Below are 18,371 nucleotides of genomic sequence, written 5' to 3' on the forward strand. Positions count from 1 at the left end.
AGGAGCAATGATGGCAATTCCCGCCGCGGCCTTTGCCGGGGTGGTTGTGAAGTCCTCTGGTCCATCGGCCGGAGATTTTCCGGTCGGTCGGCAGGTCAATGATGCTGCCAGCATCACCCTGCGTGCAGGGGACAAGATCACGGTGCTGACCGATGATGGAACCCGCGTCATGCAGGGTCCCGGAACCTTCCGCGTTGGCGAAGGCGCGACGCAGACGCGCGCGCGCTTTTCCAATCTGACCCGCCGCAATGCCGCGCGCCAGGTGCGCACCGGAGCCGTGCGCGGCACCGGAGACGGCGTCGCCCGCAATCCCAACCTTTGGTTCGTCAATGTTGCGGCATCGGGCACAATGTGTCTGTATGATCTGGATGCGGTGCGTCTGTGGCGTCCCGATGCGGCCAGTGCACAGACTTTCAAGATCACCGATCAGGCAACCAATGCCTCGGTCGACGTGGCCTTTGTCGAAACGGAGGCGGTTCGCGCGCTCGATCCTCAAGGTTTGATGCTTTCGAACGGTGGAAGCTACACGATCACAGCACCGGCTCCCGCTGAAGGCGCGGGTGAGGACGGAGCTTCCTCGGTCAATGTCAAATTTGTGGCGCTGACCGAAGAATATGCCGCACCTGATCAGCTCGCGCAGGCGCTGATCTCGAACGGCTGCACCTCGCAGCTTGGCCTGTTGGCCGACACGCTTGAGGCGTCCGCTCAATAACAAGCAACATCGGGCGCGCTCGGGCTCGGCCTTGCTGGCACGGCGCGCCTCGATTTCGGGCACATAGTTACGCAAGCCATCCCGGATGGCATGTGGATTGAAGGTGGGTAGCCGCCGCGACGTAGTGCGCGACGATTGTTCAATAGCGCCCCGCACCAATGCTGACTTTATCACCCGGTGAAAATGCGCGCGCTGGATTGGCAGATTAGCGCTTGCGATAGCGGGCCGTATCGTCTCTCTTCTGGTCAAGCAGACCATCAAGAGAGGTTTACCGCGATGCACAATTTCGGCGGGATGCAGAACGAGATTTATAATGCCGGACTGCACGGCATACTGCCCGATTATCCGGTCGATTTTGCCACACTCGCAGCGCGCGCGCATGAAGCCTTGGGGCCGATGCTGACCAATTACGTCGCTGGCGGCTGCGGCGATGAACACACGCAGGACACCAATGCATCCGCGTTTCGCCATTGGGGCATGGTGCCGCGGATGATGGTCGATTGCACCACGCGCGACCTGTCGATCGATCTGTTCGGCATGCATCTTCCCACGCCCTTGTTCATGGCCCCGATTGGCCTCAATGGTGAAGCCTCGCAAGACCGCCACGGGGACATGGCCGCCGCCCGTGCCTCCGCGATGACGGGCGTTCCCTTCTGCGCGTCCACCTTGTCCAACGATCCGCTGGAGGATGTGTTCGCAGCGACGGGCGACACGCCGGCGTTCTTTCAGCTTTACACCCCGCGCAACCGGGAGCTTGCGACCAGCCTGATCAAACGGGCCGAAGCCGCCGGTTACAAAGCGATTGTCGTCACGCTCGACACCTGGCTCACCGGATGGCGTCCGCGCGATCTCAATGCGTCCAATTTTCCGCAATTGCGCGGCAAAGTGATGCAAAACTATTTCTCCGATCCGGTCTTTCGTTCGCTCTTGGCCAAGCCGCCTGAGGAAGACCCGCGTGCGGCGATCATGCTGTTCGCGGCGATCTTTGGTCAGGTGCTGACCTGGGACGATGTGGCGTGGTTCAAATCGGTCACCGACCTGCCGATCGTGCTCAAAGGGATTTGCCACGGCGATGATGCGCGCCGCGCGGCGGATCATGGGGCGGATGCGGTGTATTGCTCCAACCACGGCGGGCGTCAGGCCAATGGCGGAATTGCAACGATCGATCTCCTTGATGAAGTGGTTAAGGCGAGCGGCGATCTGCCGGTTTTGTTTGACAGCGGGGTCCGGTCGGGAACCGATGCGGTCAAGGCGCTGGCGATGGGGGCCACCGCGGTCGGGATTGGTCGCCCCTACACTTACGGCCTGGCGATTGGCGGAGCAGAAGGGGCGGCGTGGGTGCTGCGCTCCATTCTGGCGGAGGCCGATTTGCTGATGGCGGTCAACGGCTATCCAACATTGGCCGATGTTCGCAAAGCGGGCGTGCGCCGCACCGATTGAAAAAATTTGCCAATCGGTCAGATTTGGACTCAGTTTTCCACAGGTTAAATGTTAGTTACCCCGGATAACGAATCGCGAATCGGGGACGCGACGCATGGAACGACCGACAATTATCTCATCCGGACCGGATGCAATGGGCCGCACCGTTTGCTTTGGTGACGAAAGCTCGCGCCGGGCGCGTTATGGTCGGATCCGCCCGATGCCTGAAAAAAGCTCCCTCTTGCGCGTTTTTTCACGGTTCATTCCGTTTCGTTGAACCAGCCGGCCCTCTCGGCCTGCGCTTGTTCCTGACCTGAGAAACGCCGCGTCACGGCGCGGCCTTGGCGACTGTGACCAGCTTGGTTTCGGTGTAGCCAAGATACCCCTCGACCCCGCTTTCCGATCCGAACCCGCTGTCGCCGGTGCCGCCAAACGGAGTTTCGGGCGATCCCACGGCGAAGTGATTGATCGCCACCATCCCGGCGCGCAGCGACCGTCCCAGATAATGGCTTTCATCAAGGCTCGCGGTAAAGGCGTAGGCAGCAAGACCATAGCGCAGCGAATTGGCGATACGCACGGCCTCTGCAATATCGTCATAGGGAACGATCCCGGCGACCGGGCCAAAGGGCTCCTCTGTCATAAGCCGGCTGCTGAGGGTCGGCGCGGCGATCACTGTCGGCTGAAAGAAATGCCCCGGTCCGGCTATCGCTGATCCGCCAGTAACGACCTCGCCTGCGCCGCCGCCCATGCTCTCCATCAGGCTCTGCATCGCCGCGACCCGGCCGCCATGCGCCAGCGGGCCCATGCCAACGCTGTCATCGGCGCTGGCATCGCCGACCACAATGTCCTGCGAGCGCCGGGCAAATTCGCCGACGAATTTGTCGTAAATTCCGCGAGCCACCAGGAACCGCGTGGGGGAGACGCAAACCTGACCGGCGTTGCGAAACTTGGTCGCCACACAGGCCGCGACGGTCCTTTCGAAATCGGCGCTTTCGCCAATCACGACCGGCGCGTGGCCGCCCAATTCGGGGGTGAAGCGCTTCATATACTGCGCCGCCAGCGCGCCGAGTTGCTTGCCCACCGCGGTCGATCCGGTGAAGCTGACCTTGCGCGTTATCGGCGAAGTGACGAGATGTTCTGAAATCATCGCCGGATCGCCGAACACCAGATTGATGACGCCCGCTGGCACCCCGCCATCGACGAAACATTCGGTTAGCATTTGCACACAGCCCGGCGTCGATTCGGCGGGCTTGAGGATCACCGAACACCCCGCCGCCAGCGCACCGCCGAGTTTCTTGGCCGACAGGTTGATCGGGAAATTCCACGGGGTGAGCAGCACCGCAGGACCCACCGGTTCCTGCGTTACGCGCTGTTCGAGCAGGTCCGCCGAACGCACCGGGACCAGCCGCCCGCCCTGCCGCTTCGCTTCTTCGGCGAGAAAGTCGATGATGTCGGCGGCGCTGGCCGTTTCGCCAAGCGCCTGCGCATGGGGCTTGCCCATTTCCAGCGTCACGATCCGGGCAATCGTGGGGGCGCGTTCGCGCAGCAGATCAGCGGCCCGGCGCAGCGCGCGATAGCGTTCGATGCCGGGCGTGTTGCTCCATAGGGTAAATCCAGCATCCGCCGCGACCAGAGCGACATCGAGTTGTTCTTTCGATGCTTTTGGACAGTGGCCCAGCACGGTTTCATTGGCAGGGTTCACCACCGCCATCTGGCCATCGCCGCCATCGCCAACCCATTCGCCGCCGATGAACATTCTGAGAGTGGGATATTGGGTCATGCAGGGCCTCCGGGGTGGTTGACGCTTGACACATCTGACAGGGTGTCAACCGGGTTTTTTGCCTGTTTATTGTTCAATAACAGTTGGATGAGCGGCAAAGAGCAGCTTGACACTTCTCCAACAGGTTTCGCGTTCCCATTGATCAACATATCCATCTCCCTTGCATAGATATAGGGGTGTAGGAAAGCCGCGCGTGGGAATTTGGCGGGCGGCATGCGTGGATATGCTTGCGCGCGATTGAAATTTTGTTACGCATTAATTTGCACAATACCTTCCCCCATGTGGCAGGAGAATATCATGCTCGTCGGTGTCCCCAAGGAAATCAAGAATCACGAATATCGCGTCGGCCTTACTCCAGAGGCGGTGCGCGAATATGTCACCAATGGTCACGCGGTCATCGTGCAAAGCGGGGCGGGGCTGGGCATCAGCAAGACCGACGATGATTACCGCGCCATCGGGGCGGAGATCGTTGACAGCGCCGAGGAAGTCTTTGCCCGCGCCGAAATGGTGGTGAAGGTCAAGGAACCGCAGCCGAACGAATGGGTGCAATTGCGCGAAGGGCAGATCCTGTTCACCTATCTCCACCTCGCCCCCGATCCCGATCAGGCGCGTGGATTGATGGCAAGCGGTGTCTCAGCGGTTGCTTATGAAACCGTGACCGATGCCGGTGGCGGTTTGCCGTTGCTTGCCCCGATGAGCGAGGTCGCGGGCCGTCTGTCGATTGAGGCCAGCGCCCATTCGAGCCACAAGAACAACGGCGGGCGCGGCATATTGATGGGCGGAGTGCCCGGCGTGCTCCCGGCCAAGGTCGTGGTGATTGGCGGCGGCGTGGTCGGCACACAGGCCGCGCGCATGGCGGTGGGGCTGGGCGCGAATGTCGAGATTCTCGACCGTTCGCTGCCGCGAATCCGTCAGCTGGACGACATGTTTCAAGGGCGCGCCACCACCCGCTATTCCAACGCCGGGACAATCGAAAACGCCATTACCCAGGCCGATGTGGTGATCGGCGCGGTGCTGGTCCCCGGCGCGAGCGCGCCGCGGCTGGTGTCGCGTGACATGCTGAGTCTGATGAAACATCGCGCGGTGCTGGTTGATGTCGCAATCGATCAGGGCGGGTGCTTTGAAACGTCAAAGCCAACGACGCATGAGGACCCGACCTATATCGTTGACGACATAATCCATTACTGCGTGGCCAATATGCCCGGCGCGGTTCCGCATACGTCAAGCTATGCGCTGGGCAATGCGACGCTGCCGTTCGGCCTAGCGCTGGCCCGCCACGGTATCGAAGCGTGCGAGCGCGACCCGCACCTCGCGCCCGGCCTGAATGTGCATCAGGGCAAGATCGTAAATGCAGCAGTGGCGGAGAGTCTGGGGTTTTAAGCCGCCACCACTTCCTGTTCGATCGCGCCAAAGATCGAATGGTTGTCGGCGTCGCGCATCTCCACCTTTACCGTGTCGCCGGCTGACATGAAGGGGGTGGAAGGTTTGCCGTCTCTGATTGTCTCGATCATGCGAATTTCGGCGATGCAGGAATAGCCAAGCCCGCCCTCGGCGACTGGCTGGCCGGGTCCGCCATCGGCACCCTTGTTGCTGACCGTGCCTGATCCGATGATCGAACCGGCGCTCAGGTTGCGCGTCTTGGCCGCATGCGCCACCAATTGCGCCATGGTGAAGGTTGCATCCTTGCCCGCATTGGCGCGCCCAAACGGCGCTCCGTTGTAATCCACCATCAACGGCAGGTGGATAAGGGAGCCGTTCCACGCATCGCCCAATTCGTCCGGTGTGACCGCTACCGGAGAAAAGGCGCTGGCGGGCTTGGACTGGAAGAAGCCGAAACCCTTGGCCAGTTCGCCGGGGATCAACCCGCGCAGGGATACGTCATTGACCAGCATTATCAGCTTGATGTGGCCGGCGGCATCTTCGGCGCTGACGCCCATCGGCACGTCATCGATGATGATCGCAATCTCGCCCTCCATGTCGCATCCCCATGCGGGGTCGACCAGCGGGATCGGGCTGCGCGGCGACAAGAAGCCGTCGCTGCCGCCCTGATACATCAACGGATCGTGATAAAAGCTGTCGGGAACTTCGGCATCGCGCGCTTTGCGCACCAGTTCGACGTGGTTGATATAGGCGCTGCCGTCGGCCCATTGGTATGCGCGCGGGAGCGGGGAATGGGCCTGACGTTCGTGAAACCGCTCGCACGGGACCGCTTCGTGTTCGACATCGCGCGCCAGCACTTCCAATTCGGGGGCAACGCGCGCCCAATTGTCGAGCGCGGCCTGCATCGTGGGCGCGATATAGCCCGCCGCGCAGCAGCGCGTGAGGTCTTTGGACACGACCACCAATCTGCCGTCGCGGGTGCCATCGTTGAGCGTTGCGAGTTTCATGTGTTTCTCTCCGGAGAGTCGATCTGTTTGTCGGGATGGGCACGCTGAAAGGCGGGCAGGGCAAGGCACGCCGCCTCGATCCGGGTGATGCGCGGATGCAGCGTCAGATCGTAATGAAACCGCCGCGCGTTGTGCACCTGCGGGATCAGCACGCATTCGAAAATGCCCGGCGCATCAAACAGGAAACTGCCGGTGTTCAGCTGCTTCAGCCGCGCCTCCACCGGATCAAGCGTGCGTTTGAGCCAGCGCCGATACCAGGTGTCTATCACGGCCTGCGAGTGGCCCAATGGGTCTTTCAGATATTTGAGCACAGCAAGATTGAGCGGGGCGTGGAGTTCGGTGGCGATGGCGTAGGTCAACTCGCGCGCGGTGTAACGGTCCTCCACGTCAGCAGGCAGCAGCGGGCGTTCGGGATAGGCTTCATCCAGCCATTCGATCATCGCCATCGATTGCGCACGGTCGCGGCCCTTGGCCTCCAGCATCGGCACTGATCCGAATGGATTGCGGCTGATATAGGCCGGGTCTTTCTGCCCGTCTTCGAGCAGATTGACCGGCACATTCTCATATTCGAGGCGCTTAAGCTCAAGCGCGATGCGCAGGCGGTAACTCGTCGAACTGCGGTAATATCCATGCAGTTTCATCAATGATGCCCCATTAAAACGCCGCGATCCCGGTTATTCCGCGCCCCAGAATCAGCGCGTGCACATCATGCGTGCCTTCGTAAGTGTTGACCGTTTCAAGGTTCACCGCGTGGCGGATCACCTGATACTCTTCGGAAATACCGTTGCCGCCGTGCATGTCGCGCGCGGCGCGGGCGATGTCCAAAGCCTTGCCGACATTGTTGCGCTTGACGATGGAGATCATGTCGGGCGCGAACCGCCCTTCGTCCATCAGCCGCCCGATGCGCAAGCTCGCTTGCAGCCCCAACGCAATGTCGGTCAGCATGTCGGCGAGTTTCTTCTGGTACAGCTGCGTCCCGGCCAGCGGGCGGCCAAACTGCTTGCGGTCAAGCCCATATTGCCGCGCGGCGTGGAGGCAGAATTCTGCCGCGCCCATCGCGCCCCAGCTGATCCCGTAACGCGCGCGGTTGAGGCAGCCGAACGGCCCCTTCAGTCCCTGAACATTGGGCAGCAGCGCGTCGGCCGGCAGTTTCACATCGTCCATCACGATCATGCCGGTGGTGGAGGCACGCAAGGAAATCTTGCCTTCGATCTTGGGCGCGGAGAGACCAGCCATTCCTTTTTCAAGGACAAAGCCGCGAATGCCGCCGCCGTGCTCCTCGCTCTTGGCCCAGACCACAAAGACATCGGCAAAGGGAGAGTTGGAAATCCACGTCTTGCTGCCTGAGATCACGTAACCGTCGCCGTCCTTTTTGGCGTAGGTTTTCATCCCCGCCGGGTCCGATCCGGCATCGGGTTCGGTCAGGCCGAAACAGCCGATGAGTTCGCCCGAAGCCAGGCCGGGGAGGTATTTGCGCCGCTGTTCTTCTGAACCATAGGCATAGATCGGGTGCATCACGAGGCTCGATTGCACGCTCGCCATGGAACGGTATCCGCTGTCCACCCGCTCTATCTCGCGCGCGATCAGACCATAGGCGACATAGCCCGCATCGGCGCCGCCATAGGTTTCGGGAATGGTCGCGCCCAGCAATCCGGCGCGGCCCATCAGCGGGAAGATTTCGGGGGCGGAAACCTCATTGCGGAACGCTTCGATCACGCGCGGTTGCAGCTCGCTTTGCGCAAAGCCATGCGCGGCGTCGCGGATCATCCGTTCGTCTTCGGTCAGTTGGCTTTCTAGGTCGAGCGGGTCTTCCCAATTGAACGGGATGATCCCTTTGTTGGCGAGGTCCGGGCTGGCGGGGGCGTGCACTGCTTGCTCCTGAAACTGAACTGTCCGCCTGCTTTCGCAGGCTTGGACAAATCCCGCAAGACCAGCCGCATCCAGCCCGCTCCGCCGGAACCTTTACTTAGTGGAGCCGAACTTGGCGGCAAACCCGGCTTCGTCGCCTGCGCTCAGCAGTTTGGCCTGCTCGGTCCATTGATCGCGGGTGATCCGCCCGGCAAAGCGGCCCAGCACCGCGTCAACCCGTTCGATGTCGGCGGCATCCCACGCGGCAATCTGGACAAAGCTGGTGATGCCCTGTTCGTTCAGCAGCGTGGCCAGTTTGGGACCGACGCCCTTGATCCGGCGCAGATCGTCCGGCGTATTGGATGCTAGGGTTGCAGTTGGGGCTGGGGCTGTAGTTGGGGCTGGGGGCGGTGCCGGAATCGGAGCAGCGGGCGCAGCGCTGTCCGTTGCGGTGGCGACCGGCGCATCGATCAGCGCCTGATTGCGCGCCGCGCGCGCTGCGCCTTCGTCGAGCACATCCTTGCGCACACTGCCATCGCCCACCACCCGCGTCTTGCGATTGGCGCGCATCAAGAACCAGATAGCGAGGATTACAAGGACAACGCCGAGCGCGATCAGAACGCCAGCCTGAAGGGTTTGCGGGGACATGGGGAAAGGCTCCTGCGGAATCGAAAACGGGGGCGATCCTTAGCAGGACCGCTCCCCATTTCCCAAGCATTCAAATGTTACCTTATGGCGGCGCGGGACCCCTAGCCGCCGCTGCGAGCCCCTGAAGCTGAACTCGTCATGCCCGCAGCCAGCGCGTTCAGCTCAAGAAATTCCTGCCGCCAGAAATTGTTCTGCCGCCCCGCCAGCGCGCCGACATCATCGTGTGAAAAGCCCATCATCAATTCATCCCCGCGCAGCAACTGGCCAAAGGCGGCGACCGATGCGGCAAAGGCGAAATCACCGCCCGGCGCGCGTGCCTGAGTGAAGGCGTCGCGGGTCACCACCGTATCAATCAGCCGCGAGGTGTCGCCATCGGGCAGCTTGAAACGCAGTTTGACATGCGCGGCCTCGGCCATGCGGCGTTCGGCGGCGGCGGCGGGCTGGTCCTCATAACGCCGGGGAGCAATCCAGCCGCGCGATCCGGCGGGCACAATTTCGTAAATCGCCGTGACCTGATGCCCTGCACCAATGTCGCCGGCATCGACCGCATCATTGTCGAAATCCTGTTCGCGCAGCGCCCGGTTCTCATAGCCGACCAGCCTGTACTGGCTGATGACGGCGGGATTGAATTCGACCTGGATTTTCACGTCCTTGGCAATGGTGAACAGCGTCGACGACATTTCGTCGCTCAGCACCTTTTTCGCCTCCAGCGCGGTGTCGATATAGGCGTAATTGCCGTTACCCTTGTTGGCGATCTGCTCCATCATGGCTTCGTTGTAATTGCCCTGACCAAAGCCCAGGGTGGTCAGCGTGATGTCGCGGTCACGGTAGTTTTCGATCATTTCAATCAGCGTCTGATTATCCGACACGCCGACGTTGAAATCGCCATCAGTCGCCAGGATCACGCGATTGACGCCGCCTTGGATGAAGTTGTCCTCGGCGATGTTATAGGCCAGTTGCAGGCCAGCGCCCCCTGCGGTCGATCCCCCGGCGGACAATTCATCCAGCGCGCGGCGGATGGCGCGGGTGTCGTTGGTCGGTTCCAGCACCAGGCCCGCTGCACCGGCATAAACCACGATCGAAACCTTGTCCTGCGGCCCCAATTCCCCGGCCAACCCGGAAAGCGCGGTTTTGACCAGCGGGAGTTTGTCCGGGCTGTTCATCGATCCCGAAACGTCCATCAGGAACACGAGGTTGGCGGGCGGGCGTTCATCGCTGGCAATGTCATAACCGCGCAGACCGATGCGCATCAGATAGGTGCCTTCGTTCCACGGCGTGCGCGCCACGTCGGTGGTGACGCTGAACGGCACATCGCGGCTTTGCGGGCGCGGGTAATCATAGCGGAAATAATTGACCATTTCCTCGGTCCGCACCGCAGCTTGCGGTGGCAACTGGCCTTGCGACAGAAACCGCCGGGTGTTGGCATAGGCGCCCGTGTCGACATCCACGCTGAAAGTGCTGACCGGTTCGGCGGAGACAAGTTTGACGGGTGAGACTTCCTCGCCGTCATATTGCTCGCGCCCCGGATCGGTGGGCACCATCACCGGCGGGACGATATAGCCAGGAGAGGGAGCAGCGCGCACCATCTCGTTGCCGCGCAGCGCACCGCTGCGGATGCGCGAACCGGTGACCATGAGGGCGTCGGCTTCCGACATCGCTTGCGACGGAGGCGGAGGCGGAGGGGGCGGGGGAGGCGGCGGCGCTCCGGCGATTTTGCCCGGCGCATCACCCGTGCTGGCCATATCTGCGGCCCCATCGGCGCAGGCGGCGATGACAAGGCAGAGCGCAAGCACGGCCCCGAATTTCAGATGAAAAGGCGTAAAGTTGCGCATAATCGGTCCCCGCGATTGCTGTGCCCTCGAAATCTGCTGCACGGGGTTAATCGTGACTGAATGCGGCTGTAAGCAAGCCGTAATGATGCGTCGCAGCAGCAATCATACCTTTGTTTGCGGGGATTTTTCCAGTTCAGGCAGGGCGTCAGCGGGGACGACATTCTTGCGGAACAGCACCTTGTCCTCCTCGCCGAATCCGCGTTTCCAGATGACCCACATGTAAACCGCGAGGATCGCCGGTCCGCCAAACACGATCTCCATCCATTCGGGCAGATAGGTCGCCGCAAAGCCGACCACCACCGCCGGAGCCGCAGCATAGACCAGCGCCCAGCGCCAGTTGGAAACGGGAGCCTTGAGCAGCGTCTTGAGCACCAGCGCCTTGACCAGGCTCGACACCGCCAATGCGGCAAACAACGCAGCCGCTGCGCCCGCCGCCTGAAACCCTTCGCCATAGCCAAGATGCTGCACCAGCAGGATCAGGCCCACCGTCAGCACCGCTTGCAGCGTGATGACACCCAGCGAGATTGCGAGGTTCCGCTTGCGCGCGATATACACCAGCACGCTTTCAGACACGACCGCCATCGATGCCACCACTTCTGCTGCCAGCAGGATCGCCAGCGCTCCCGTGCCGCCAACGATGGCAGGGCCGCCAAGCCCCATCACCGCTTCGCCCGGTATTCCCAGCATCAAGGCGGTCCCGGCTTGCAGCGCAATGATCCAGAACCCGACCTGCCGCACTTGTGCGGCGATCGCGCTCATATTGCCGATCTTGAGGTTCTTGGTGATGACCGGCGAGAGGATCGGCTCGAAACTGGATTTCAATTTCTGCGGCAGGCTAACGACTTCCTTGGCGAACCAGTAGATCCCGACCGTCCCGGCGGACGTGAACTGGCCCAGCAGGAACACATCGAGCAGCCGCGTTCCGCGCTCAATCACGTCCGCGCCTATCAATGGCAAAGCGCGCGCGGTCATTTTCAGAAGGTAGCGCGGGCGCGGCCGCCAGCCCTTGGGCCAGCCATAGGTCTTCACGAATGACCATGCAGCGGTGAACAGTGCGGCATAGATCGAAGCAACAAAGGCCAGCGCTATCCCGCCGCTGGCCAGCGCGGGCACGAAAAATAGACCCGCAACCAGCAGGGATTTGGTCCATGGCTCCACCACCGCGCGGGCGCGCACCGTGGTGGCGATGTCATAGCGATAGGCCTGCGCGGCGAGCAGGATTTCGGTCAGCGCGAAACCCGGAATCGCCGCGATCATCCACATGTCGTATTCGGAATTGGTTCCGCTCGGAAAGATAATCATTGGAAACGCGAACAGCAGCGCGCAGGCGGCAAGCGAAAACAGCAGCGAGGTCAGCATCCCATCGAACACGAGGTTGGTGGGAGAGCCCTCCGCGCCATCGCCGTCCTCCTCCGCGCCTTCGCTCAGCCGCTGCGCCAGCCCGCGTTTTTCGCCGAGCGCGCAGATCAGCGCGAAAATCTCGATGACGACGAAGGCGGCGGCGAAACGCCCCATTTCATCGACGCCGTAGAGCCGGAAGCCAACGAACAGAAATGGTATTCCGCCCAGCAGCCGGAGAAAAAACCCAAGCGTGTTGATGCGCCCGCCCTTGGCCAGCGTCGCCATGTCGTCTCCGCCTTTATCCGGACGCAGAGTTTCTGTGGAAGGCGGCGGGATGCTCATGCGCCTTGTTCAGCCGTCAGTGGGCGGGCGAGCAACTGAGCGACCACATCGCGCGGCGATGCCCCTGCAAGAATGGCGGTCACGGCGGCGGTGATCGGCATGGCAATACCGCGCTGCTTGGCCATTTCGGCGAGCACCGGGGCGGTGTGCGCACCCTCCGCAACAGTGGTGCGATCGGCCATCAGTTCGGCGGCGCTCCGGCCCTCTCCCAGCGCCTTTCCGAGTGAAAAATTGCGGCTGGAGGTGGAGGAGCAAGTGAGCACGAGGTCGCCCAATCCGCACAGGCCCGCCAGCGTTACCGGCTGCGCGCCCAAAGCCTCACCAAAGCGCAGCATTTCGGCATAGCCGCGCGCGATCAAAGCGGCGCGGGCGTTCTGGCCAAGCCTCAACCCATCGACCACGCCGCAGGCAATCGCCAGCACGTTCTTGATCGATCCACCGACCTCTGCGCCGGTGACATCGTCGGAAAAATAGGGGCGAAAGGCCGGGCGTGCGATGACCGGGGCGAGCCGTTCCCATTGCGCGTGGCCGCCTTCGCAGGCGAGCGTTACGGCGGTCGGCAGACCGGCGGCGACCTCATGCGCGAAAGTCGGACCGGACAGCACTGCGATCCCGCTGCCCGGTGCAGCGGCGCGCGCGGCTTCGTTCATCAGCCGCCCGGTGCCCGCCTCGATCCCTTTGGAACACAGCACCAGATCGCGTGGGGGCGCGGTGAGACCGGACAGCACCTTACCCAGAACCTGCGCCGGGGTGACCACCAGCACAGTGTCGATCCCCGCCAGATCGCCAAGATCGCCGGTTGCGCGGATATGCTCCGATAGCCGGGCATCGGGCAGATATTGCGGGTTTCGGTGTTCGGAATTGATCGCTGCGACCACTTCGCTTTCATAGGCCCACAGCACCACGCCGCGCCCGTCGCTGCTGAGCATTTGCGCGAGCGCGGTGCCCCATGCGCCAGCGCCGATCACTCCGACAATCGCCGTCATGCCTTAACCCCCGCGCCGCGCACCGTCTCTGCTTCCGGATCGAGCGGCCAGCGCGGGCGCGCTTTTGTATCCAGAGGGTCGCCCGCGAAACCCGGATCGAGCGCCAATCGCTCGCAGCCCGCCCAGGCGATCATCGCCGCATTGTCGGTGCACAGCGCCAGCGGCGGCGCTACAAAGCGCATTGCACGGCGCTGCGCCAACATTTCGAGCGCGCCGCGCACGCTGTGATTGGCGGCAACCCCTCCGGCGACCACCAGCGCCGGGAACGGGCCTGACCGGCTGAGCGCGCGTTCCAGCCGGTCGAGCAGGCAATCAATCGCGGCCTGCTGAAAACTTGCTGCAATATCGGCGTTCGTATGTTTGCCGCTGTCATGTGCGCGCAGCACCGCGCTTTTCAGGCCTGCAAACGAGAAATGCGGCTCCTTCGATCCCTTGAGAGGACGCGGCAACGGCACGGCCCCCGCGTCTCCCTCGCGCGCCAACCGCTCAACCGCAGGCCCGCCGGGATAGCCGAGGCCGAGAATCTTGGCGGTCTTGTCAAACGCCTCACCCAGCGCATCGTCGATGGTGGTGGCAAGGCGGCGATATTGGCCAACGCCTTCAACCGACAGGATCTGGCAATGCCCGCCTGATACCAGCAGCAACAGATAGGGAAATCCCAGCGCGCCATCGGCCAGACGCGGGGACAGGGCGTGCCCTTCGAGATGATTGACCGCGATCAGCGGCTTTTGCGCCGCCATCGCCAGCGCCTTGCCGCTGACCAACCCGACCATGACCCCGCCGATCAGTCCTGGCCCGGCGGTCGCGGCAATCGCGTCCACTTGATCCAAACGCAATCCGGCGTCCTCCATCACACCTTCGATCATCGGTGCGAGCCGCTGCGCATGGGCGCGCGCGGCGATTTCGGGCACAACCCCGCCATAGGGCGCGTGCTCGGCCTCTTGCGACGCAATCCGCTGCGCCAGGATGCGGCGATCCCCGGTGACGAGCGCCACCGCCGTTTCGTCGCAGCTCGACTCAATGCCCAGCACGATTGCGGGCGCGATCACTGCGTCAGACTTGTGCGATACCGATCCCATCGCGCTTCCATCTAGTCCTTGTGCGGGCTAGGGCAAGCTTGACCATGAATAACGCATCCCGCTCTGCCGCCCGGATCCGCCTTGGAACCCGCAATTCACCGCTTGCCATGGCGCAGGCTATCGAAACCCGTCAGCGCCTGTGCGCGGCGCATGGCTGGGCCGAGGACGCGGTTGAATTGGTCCCCGTGCTCGCCAGCGGAGACAAGGTCCTCGACCGGCCGCTGGCGGAGATTGGCGGCAAGGCGCTGTGGACCAAGGAACTGGATCAATGGCTGGCCGAAGGGCGCATCGACGCGGCGGTGCATTCGGCCAAGGATGTCGAGACCATTCGCCCCGATGTGTTTCATTTTGCCGCATTCCTGCCGCGCGCGGATCGCCGGGATGCTCTGGTCGGTGCGGCCAGCATCGCGGCGATTCCGCGAGGCGCGGTGGTGGGCACGTCGGCACCGCGCCGCGCCGCGCAATTGCTCAACCTGCGCCCCGATTGCCGGGTTGTGACGTTTCGCGGCAATGTCGCCACGCGGCTGGGCAAGCTGGCTGCGGGAGAGGCGGACGTGACCTTTCTGGCGGCGGCGGGGCTTGAGCGTTTGGGCCAAAGCGAGGTCGGGTCACCGCTCGATGCGGCGGACTGGATACCAGCGGCGGCACAGGGCGTGATAGCGCTGGAATGCCGCGCCGATGATGCCGGGGCCACGGCAGCGCTGGCGGCGCTCGATCATGCGGGCACTCGCGCCGAACTCGAAGCGGAACGCGCGTTGCTCGCGGCACTTGGCGGGACGTGCCATTCGCCGGTTGCAGTGCTGTGCCAACCGGGCGGCGCGGGCCTCGTGATGCGCGCGGCGCTGTTCAGTCCCGATGGGACGCAGCGGATTGAGGGCGAGACGGACTTTGCCGAAGGCGATCATGCACCGGTCCGCGCGCTCGCCGCCGATCTGCTGGGGCGCGCTGCGCCGGGAATTGCGGCGCATTTCGGCGGTTCCAGAACGGGAGGCTGAATGCCCGGCACCGTCCTAATCGTGCGGCCAGAGCCGGGATTGTCGGCCAGCCTCGCGGCTGCCAACGCATTAGGGCTGAACGCTGTCGGCTATCCCATGTTCGAAATCCGCGCCGCTGCGTGGCACTGCCCTGATCCGGCTGAAATCGACGCGCTGATTATCGGCAGCGCCAATGCCATCCGGCACGGCGGAGCAGGGCTCGACTTGCTCAAGGGCAAGCCGGTTTACGCGGTTGGAGAATCCACCGCGGATGCCGCGCGCGCGGTAGGGTTTACGGTCGCTGCGACCGGCAGCGGGGGCTTGCAGAATGTGCTGGACGCCGTGCCTGTTCCGCTGCGGTTGTTGCGGATTGCCGGGGCGGACCATGTCGCCTTGCGCGTGCCGGAAGGGGTGCAGATGCAGACGGTGATCGCCTATGAAGCATTTGCCTGCGAGTTGCCCGAACCCTTGCGCGCCTTGCAGGATCTTGAGCTGACGGTGATGCTTCATTCGGCGGCGGCGGCGGAGCAGTTTGACCGCGAAAGCAGGCGCTTGGCACTGCATCGGAGCCGCATTGTGTTGACGGTGATCGGACCGCGCGTGGCAGCGGCAGCGGGCGCAGGATGGCGCGCTGTCCACGTTTCCCCGGCCCCCAATGACTATGCCTTGTTGGAATTGACCCGGCAGGTGTGCATATAGTGCACCATTCCCGGTGATAATGGGCCGCAAGAAACGGAAAAAAACCCGATGGAATCGAAATATGGCAGCCGGAGGAAGCCGACCTCGATGAGGCGATTTGTGCTGGCTGCGCTTGCTTCTTTCCTCGCTGGCGGTGCGCTGGTGGGATATGTGGTGTGGTACAATCTCAGCCCCGCTGAAACGGAGACCAGCGCTGCGGCGGACACTGCGCCCGCGCTGCCCGACGCGCCGGTTGTTGCTGGCGAACAAGGGGACGCTGCCGGTGATGCGCCCGGCGATGCAATTGCGGCCTCGCCCAGCCCGCTGGCCGAGGTGCGCGCCGCGCTTGAAGAAGGCGACACTGAAGGCGCTGCACAAGCGGTCAACCGTGTGGTCGATCAACAAGGCGGCCTCGATCAACGGCTGGCTGCGGCGGAGCAGCGGCTCGCCCGGCTTGATCTTCAGGCGCAAGCGGCGGCGGGCAATGCTGCGCGCGCCGAAGGGCTGCTGATCGCCTTTGCCACCCGCCGCGCGATCGAACGCGGGGCAGAACTTGGCTACCTTGCGGATCAATTGCGGCTGCGGTTTTCCGACCAATGGCCCAATGCGGTCAGCACCATTATCAATTTCTCGCGCGAGCCGATCCGGATCGACAATCTGACCGCGCGGCTGGATGGTCTGGGGCCGCAATTGGTCGCCCGCAACGAAGGGATGAGCTGGAACAGGCTGCAACGCGAGGTTTCGGAATTGTTTGTGATTCGCCGCGAAAACACGCCTTCCCCTCAGCCCGAGCGGCGGCTCGACCGCGCGCGGATCGCGCTGGAGCAGGGGCGCTATCAAAATGCGATTGACGAAATTCGCGGTTTGCCCGGTGCCGAACAGGCGGAAAGCTGGATCGCCGATGCCGAACGCTTCCGCGATGTGATGGCGGCGCTTGAAGTGATCGAAACCGCCGCTGTGCTCGATCAGAGCGGGCTGCGCGACGGGGCCGGAAATGCGGTGCGTCAGCCCAGCCCGGTGGAACCGGCGGGCGGCGAGTAGCGGCTGATCCTTCGCTTAGGCCTTGAGCAATTCGGGTAAAGCCCCCGATACGCCGCGGGCCTCGTCCATGAAAAACGATTTGAGCATTGGTGTGCGCTGCACTGCCGCCATGCCGAACCGCCGCATAGCGCTGGCGGTTTTACCGGGGACGCCAAACAGCCGGGTCAGCCCGTCGGTGGCCAGCGCGACCATGAAACTGTCGAGCCCGCGCCAATTTTCATAGCGTTTGAGCAATTGCGCATCGCCGGGGTCCAGCCCGATCCGCGCGCCATCGGCCAGCACCTCGACCAGCGCCGCCGCATCGCGCAGACCCAGGTTCAATCCCTGTCCCGCAATCGGGTGAATCCCATGCGCCGCATCGCCGATCAGCGCGAGTCGTTCGCCGGTGATCTTTGCCGTGTGGTGAAAGCCCAGCGGCCAGCTTGACCGCGCACCGACGCTGGTAACCTCGCCCAGAATATCGCCCATCCGTTTCTGCACTTCGGCCAGAAGCGCCCGGTCGCCCAGTTTCGTTACCGCCTTGCCGTCGGCCTCCGATACGGTCCACACCAGCGAGGATCGGTGCGTGCCATCGGCATCGTCGCGCATCGGCAATAGGGCAAAGGGGCCAGCGGGATAGAATATCTCCCACGCGACATTGTCATGTGGGCGCGAATGGGTCAGCCCGGCGATCACCGCGCGGTGTTTGTAATCCCATTTGGCAATCGTGATCCCCGCCTGATCGCGGGTCGGCGATGCGCGCCCTTCGGCGGCGACCATCAACCGGCCCTTAAGCTTGCGCCCATCGGTGAGCACGGCGGCGACGCCGAATTCGCTGCGCTGACGTTCGGCGATCTCGGCCTTGGGCACCCAATTGATCAGCGGCTCTTCTCCTGCTGCCTCAAACAAGGCCAGCCGCAGGCGGCGGTTGGGGAACATCCGCCCCAGCGTCCCTTCGTCAGGGCCGGGGGTAAAATCGAGCCTGCCGGGGCGGTTCTGATCGGTCACCGCGATGCTGGCGATGTCGCAGGCGAATTGTTCGAGGCTGTCTGCGATCCCGATATTGGTGAACAAATGCCAGCTTGCGGTGGAGATCGCGGTGGCGCGGTCGTCAAACCCCTCTGCGGTCAGCTCGGCGGGATCGGCGCGGTCGATCACATGGCTGGAAAGCCCCTGACGCGCGGCCGCCAGCGCCAGCGTCATGCCAACCAGCCCGCCGCCAAGGATCAGAAGATCGCGTGTGTCGTCCATATAATTTCCGTAACCTCTATCGCGCCGTTTGCGAATATTGCCATGCATGCCTAGAGGTTCTGGCGTGTTCGAGG

16 protein-coding genes are annotated in these 18,371 nt (G+C 63.2%); 6 read left to right on the top strand and 10 right to left on the bottom strand.

All coding sequences use genetic code 11. The features are described from left to right. The first annotated feature begins 10 nt into the window (after positions 1–10). Together ACM64M_RS12820 and ACM64M_RS12825 are read left to right on the top strand one after the other, a co-directional pair. The gene (locus ACM64M_RS12820; RefSeq protein WP_416229098.1) at positions 11–712 is read left to right on the top strand and encodes a hypothetical protein; all 702 of its coding nucleotides are present in this window, start codon (positions 11–13) and stop codon (positions 710–712) included. 276 nt (positions 713–988) lie between these two features. After that, positions 989–2,152 (top strand): alpha-hydroxy-acid oxidizing protein, encoded by a 1,164-nt coding sequence (locus ACM64M_RS12825; RefSeq protein ID WP_416229099.1) that lies wholly within the window; start codon positions 989–991, stop codon positions 2,150–2,152. 307 nt (positions 2,153–2,459) lie between these two features. On the opposite strand, the gene ACM64M_RS12830 is transcribed toward ACM64M_RS12825, so the two are convergent. Continuing rightward, positions 2,460–3,911, bottom strand: coding sequence for an NAD-dependent succinate-semialdehyde dehydrogenase (locus ACM64M_RS12830; protein WP_416229100.1), 1,452 nt, complete (start codon positions 3,909–3,911; stop codon positions 2,460–2,462). Between the two features lie 297 nt (positions 3,912–4,208). On the opposite strand from ACM64M_RS12830, the gene ald reads away from it, so the two are divergent. Next, positions 4,209–5,291, top strand: a complete 1,083-nt coding sequence (ald, locus tag ACM64M_RS12835; protein ID WP_416229101.1) for an alanine dehydrogenase — start codon at positions 4,209–4,211, stop codon at positions 5,289–5,291. Here the strand turns inward: ald and ACM64M_RS12840 are convergent. The 8 genes from ACM64M_RS12840 to tsaD form a co-directional block, all read right to left on the bottom strand. Then, a complete protein-coding gene (locus ACM64M_RS12840) occupies positions 5,288–6,298 on the bottom strand; it encodes a fumarylacetoacetate hydrolase family protein (RefSeq protein ID WP_416229102.1) in 1,011 nt (336 codons plus the stop codon). The genes ald and ACM64M_RS12840 overlap by 4 nt on opposite strands. Beyond that, positions 6,295–6,939, bottom strand: coding sequence for a maleylacetoacetate isomerase (gene maiA / locus ACM64M_RS12845; protein ID WP_416229103.1), 645 nt, complete (start codon positions 6,937–6,939; stop codon positions 6,295–6,297). The genes ACM64M_RS12840 and maiA overlap by 4 nt, the downstream gene beginning before the upstream one ends. 13 nt (positions 6,940–6,952) lie before the next feature. Further along, complete coding sequence (locus ACM64M_RS12850) at positions 6,953–8,128, bottom strand: acyl-CoA dehydrogenase (protein ID WP_416229148.1); 1,176 nt, start codon at positions 8,126–8,128, stop codon at positions 6,953–6,955. Between the two features lie 132 nt (positions 8,129–8,260). Next, positions 8,261–8,794, bottom strand: coding sequence for a helix-hairpin-helix domain-containing protein (locus tag ACM64M_RS12855; protein WP_416229104.1), 534 nt, complete (start codon positions 8,792–8,794; stop codon positions 8,261–8,263). A 101-nt stretch (positions 8,795–8,895) separates the two neighbouring features. Continuing rightward, on the bottom strand, positions 8,896–10,626 hold the full coding sequence (locus ACM64M_RS12860; protein WP_416229105.1) for a vWA domain-containing protein: 1,731 nt from the start codon (positions 10,624–10,626) through the stop codon (positions 8,896–8,898). A 102-nt stretch (positions 10,627–10,728) separates the two neighbouring features. After that, entirely contained in the window at positions 10,729–12,309 is a 1,581-nt protein-coding gene (locus ACM64M_RS12865; RefSeq protein ID WP_416229106.1) for a lipopolysaccharide biosynthesis protein, read from the bottom strand. After that, positions 12,306–13,295: an NAD(P)H-dependent glycerol-3-phosphate dehydrogenase gene (locus tag ACM64M_RS12870; RefSeq protein ID WP_416229107.1), complete on the bottom strand. Its 990-nt coding sequence runs from the start codon at positions 13,293–13,295 to the stop codon at positions 12,306–12,308. Before ACM64M_RS12870 ends, ACM64M_RS12865 begins: the two co-directional genes overlap by 4 nt. Then, entirely contained in the window at positions 13,292–14,374 is a 1,083-nt protein-coding gene (gene tsaD, locus ACM64M_RS12875) for a tRNA (adenosine(37)-N6)-threonylcarbamoyltransferase complex transferase subunit TsaD (protein ID WP_416229108.1), read from the bottom strand. Before tsaD ends, ACM64M_RS12870 begins: the two co-directional genes overlap by 4 nt. Before the next feature lie 44 nt (positions 14,375–14,418). Between tsaD and hemC the strand changes: the two genes are divergently transcribed. The 3 genes from hemC to ACM64M_RS12890 are packed head-to-tail and all read left to right on the top strand — an operon-like array spanning position 14,419 to position 17,067. Then, positions 14,419–15,369, top strand: coding sequence for a hydroxymethylbilane synthase (hemC, locus tag ACM64M_RS12880; protein WP_416229109.1), 951 nt, complete (start codon positions 14,419–14,421; stop codon positions 15,367–15,369). Next, positions 15,370–16,047 carry a uroporphyrinogen-III synthase gene (locus tag ACM64M_RS12885; protein ID WP_416229110.1) on the top strand — a complete coding sequence of 226 codons (678 nt, stop codon included), beginning with the start codon at positions 15,370–15,372 and terminating at the stop codon, positions 16,045–16,047. A gap of 48 nt (positions 16,048–16,095) precedes the next feature. Beyond that, the gene (locus ACM64M_RS12890) at positions 16,096–17,067 is read left to right on the top strand and encodes a hypothetical protein (RefSeq protein WP_416229111.1); all 972 of its coding nucleotides are present in this window, start codon (positions 16,096–16,098) and stop codon (positions 17,065–17,067) included. Positions 17,068–17,082: 15 nt separating this feature from the next. Here the strand turns inward: ACM64M_RS12890 and ACM64M_RS12895 are convergent, their stop codons facing one another. Further along, positions 17,083–18,297, bottom strand: coding sequence for an FAD-dependent monooxygenase (locus ACM64M_RS12895; RefSeq protein ID WP_416229112.1), 1,215 nt, complete (start codon positions 18,295–18,297; stop codon positions 17,083–17,085). Between the last annotated feature and the right edge of the window lie 74 nt (positions 18,298–18,371).

It is taken from the genome of Qipengyuania sp. ASV99, from assembly GCF_047872805.1.
Taxonomy (GTDB): Bacteria; Pseudomonadota; Alphaproteobacteria; order Sphingomonadales; family Sphingomonadaceae; genus Erythrobacter.

Excerpts from the sequence above, each read along its gene's own strand:
- ACM64M_RS12820 (WP_416229098.1), top strand. The coding sequence starts at position 11 with ATGGCAATTCCCGCCGCGGCCTTTGCCGGGGTGGTTGTGAAGTCCTCT.
- ACM64M_RS12825 (WP_416229099.1), top strand. The coding sequence starts at position 989 with ATGCACAATTTCGGCGGGATGCAGAACGAGATTTATAATGCCGGACTG.
- ACM64M_RS12830 (WP_416229100.1), bottom strand. The coding sequence starts at position 3,911 with ATGACCCAATATCCCACTCTCAGAATGTTCATCGGCGGCGAATGGGTT.
- ald (WP_416229101.1), top strand. The coding sequence starts at position 4,209 with ATGCTCGTCGGTGTCCCCAAGGAAATCAAGAATCACGAATATCGCGTC.
- ACM64M_RS12840 (WP_416229102.1), bottom strand. The coding sequence starts at position 6,298 with ATGAAACTCGCAACGCTCAACGATGGCACCCGCGACGGCAGATTGGTG.
- maiA (WP_416229103.1), bottom strand. The coding sequence starts at position 6,939 with ATGAAACTGCATGGATATTACCGCAGTTCGACGAGTTACCGCCTGCGC.
- ACM64M_RS12855 (WP_416229104.1), bottom strand. The coding sequence starts at position 8,794 with ATGTCCCCGCAAACCCTTCAGGCTGGCGTTCTGATCGCGCTCGGCGTT.
- ACM64M_RS12860 (WP_416229105.1), bottom strand. The coding sequence starts at position 10,626 with ATGCGCAACTTTACGCCTTTTCATCTGAAATTCGGGGCCGTGCTTGCG.
- ACM64M_RS12865 (WP_416229106.1), bottom strand. The coding sequence starts at position 12,309 with ATGAGCATCCCGCCGCCTTCCACAGAAACTCTGCGTCCGGATAAAGGC.
- ACM64M_RS12870 (WP_416229107.1), bottom strand. The coding sequence starts at position 13,295 with ATGACGGCGATTGTCGGAGTGATCGGCGCTGGCGCATGGGGCACCGCG.
- tsaD (WP_416229108.1), bottom strand. The coding sequence starts at position 14,374 with ATGGGATCGGTATCGCACAAGTCTGACGCAGTGATCGCGCCCGCAATC.
- hemC (WP_416229109.1), top strand. The coding sequence starts at position 14,419 with ATGAATAACGCATCCCGCTCTGCCGCCCGGATCCGCCTTGGAACCCGC.
- ACM64M_RS12885 (WP_416229110.1), top strand. The coding sequence starts at position 15,370 with ATGCCCGGCACCGTCCTAATCGTGCGGCCAGAGCCGGGATTGTCGGCC.
- ACM64M_RS12890 (WP_416229111.1), top strand. The coding sequence starts at position 16,096 with ATGGAATCGAAATATGGCAGCCGGAGGAAGCCGACCTCGATGAGGCGA.
- ACM64M_RS12895 (WP_416229112.1), bottom strand. The coding sequence starts at position 18,297 with ATGGACGACACACGCGATCTTCTGATCCTTGGCGGCGGGCTGGTTGGC.